The following is an 826-nucleotide window of genomic DNA, read 5'->3' on the forward strand; positions in this document are numbered from 1 at the left end:
TGGTAAAGTTCAACCTGGCTACCAATCACATAGAAGAAGCGTACCGGTTTGATGGCGTACTCAGCAACAAAAGCTATATCAACGATGTACGGGTCGACACCCAAAGAAAAGTAGCTTATTTAACAAACTTCAATGAAGGAGGTATTGTGGTTGTTGACCTGAATAGCGGCATCGCCCGGCAGTTACTCCATAACCATTATTCCGTGAAACACGATCCTTCCTTTACATTGGTAGTGGATGGGAAAGAATTTAAGAAAAACGGGCAGCCCGTCCGTCTTCAATCAGATGGCATTGCCCTTACCCCTGACAGGGAATGGTTATATTATAAGCCCCTAACGGATAATAAACTCTACCGTATTAAAACAGCCTACTTACGTGATGAAGAATTAAGCGAGCAGGAACTGGAGGCTAATGTAGAAGACCTGGGACGTTTTGTAGTAACTGACGGGATGATTTTTGATACGAATGGAAATCTTTACATGGGCGATTATCAGAATTATTCCATTGTTCAGATCAACCCGGCTCTTGAAATGAAAACGCTTGTTAGCGAGGAGAGATTGATCTGGCCGGATAGTTATTCTATTTCACCGGATGGGTATTTGTATATCAGTTGCTCTCAAATAAATAAGCAACCTGATTATAATGAAGGCGAAAATAAAAGGATATCTCCCTATACCATTTATAAAATGCCCTTGCCTGCATAGGTTAACCCTTCAATAGGATGTTTCGTCGGTTATTAAAACAGTAACGAAGCGACTAATGCACTTACCGGAAATAGTCACAGTAGCATTACTAGTCCGGTTCCAGGCGAAAGCCGGCAAAGAAA

Annotated in this window: 1 protein-coding gene; it reads left to right on the plus strand. The window is 41.8% G+C overall.

Annotation, left to right across the window (positions count from 1 at the left end; all coding sequences use genetic code 11):
• On the plus strand, window positions 1-704 hold a 704-nt coding region (locus tag Q0590_RS37415; RefSeq protein ID WP_302042800.1), incomplete at its 5' end, for an L-dopachrome tautomerase-related protein.
• Window positions 705-826: the final 122 nt, after the last annotated feature.

It is taken from the genome of Rhodocytophaga aerolata (assembly GCF_030503435.1).
Lineage (GTDB): Bacteria > Bacteroidota > Bacteroidia > Cytophagales > 172606-1 > Rhodocytophaga > Rhodocytophaga aerolata.